Source organism: Pseudomonas caspiana, from assembly GCF_002158995.1.
Classification (GTDB): Bacteria; Pseudomonadota; Gammaproteobacteria; order Pseudomonadales; family Pseudomonadaceae; genus Aquipseudomonas; species Aquipseudomonas caspiana.
Genome location: NZ_LOHF01000009.1, coordinates 126,080 through 127,566 on the forward strand (window position 1 = coordinate 126,080; position 1,487 = coordinate 127,566).

Consider the following 1,487-nt stretch of genomic DNA (forward strand, 5'->3'; position numbering starts at 1 on the left):
CATGGGGCGTCCGAATTTCGGCTGTGGATTTTTGCCTGGCTCAATGAGGCAGGAAGATGACCTGAGTTCCTGCCGCACCTTGAGTACACCTGCAACTACCACCGCGTTATGGTTAGCCAACTTCCGACTGTACGGTTCGAGTTTTCAGAACCAATGTTCATTAAGCACAGTGGTTGCTTCCCAGTTCAAGGCCAGTCTGGAGGCTCACAATAGTGTGGATGCCACGCATGCCGCAAGCCGTAATGAGTTGTTGATAGGGACATGGCGGGAAGAGACACCGGAGAAGTTGCCTATCGAAGCGTTTTTCTACAATGCCGCCACCGGCGGCTTGCTGAATGTGCAAGCTCTTCGGCGAGCCTATTATCTAAAAACCTCGCAACGGCTATCTATTGTCAGGGTAAATTTCTCGGCGCCAGACCGAAATATTTTCAGCTGGAGCGAAGCGGATCAAATCGACGGGTGGGACGTGGCCGACCGGCTCAACGCTCGCTATAACGATACCGCTGATGATTGCGATGGACAGCCCGCTTTTTATTGTAATGGCGTTATTATTCGCATGACGACATATGGAGCGGGGTTCCACTCATGGAACCCTAACCCCGCAGCCATTACAGATGTGTCTTTCAGCTATTTGAGGAAAGACCTTAACATGACGCACGCCGCTTTTATGGGGGCGATCGAGCAAGGTTACGTATTCAAGGACGCGGCATCATTCGGGCGTTCAGGTAATTACCCTCTCGTGGTGAGGTGTGCGTTTGCCTATGACGCGGGGACGTCTGCAAGAACGAATGAAGGGTGCGGGGCTTATATTAATTTCCCTACAAACAGCGATGCCTGTGAATCGTTAGGTATCACGACGCTCGAGGCCTGGAAAACTCATTTTTTCTCCATCCCGGATGACACGAAATACGGCCATCAATGTGGCTTCAACGCAGATCAAAGAGGCTTTGCCGTTACGTTAAAGGCCAGGGCTAATCCATTGGCACCTGAGAATGTCTGGCATAACGAAATGTTGATCGATCGGTGGCCACAGAACATTCCCGATCAACTACCGATCGAGGCATTCTTCTATGTATATGATCAATCCCGCGCGTTGGGGCTTGAAGGCGCAAAATATATTCAACGCGATTACTACCAGCAGAGTGGAAGAACTGTACCTGTCATCAGTGTGGCTTTCAAAACGGGTGGCGATAACATTTTCAGTTATCACGTCAGCGATCAAGGGCTTTAGTTTTCAATATGTATATATCAGTAGGACAGTAATAACTTACTGCTGCGGAGGTGCGAATGAACGCGTTTTTATTTGTGGTTGTGGCGGTTTCTTTTCTATCGGGATGTGCAGTCGAGCCACTTTCAATTCGCGAAAGTGGCGTATCCGGACTGCCGTTGATCGACAACTTGAATGTACGTTATCAACGTCAAACCGGCGAATGCACCGACGGAACACCAGCGTATTACTGTTCAGGCGTTATGCTGCGCACAACGAA

General features: G+C 49.8%; 2 protein-coding genes. Both read left to right on the forward strand.

Going from position 1 to position 1,487, the window contains the following annotated elements:
• Positions 1-1,231, forward strand: a 1,231-nt coding sequence (locus AUC60_RS12965; protein ID WP_087267657.1) for a hypothetical protein, incomplete at its 5' end; no start/stop codon positions are given.
• A 56-nt stretch (positions 1,232-1,287) separates the two neighbouring features.
• Positions 1,288-1,487: hypothetical protein (locus tag AUC60_RS28135; protein ID WP_238599574.1), on the forward strand; the 200-nt coding region annotated here is incomplete at its 3' end.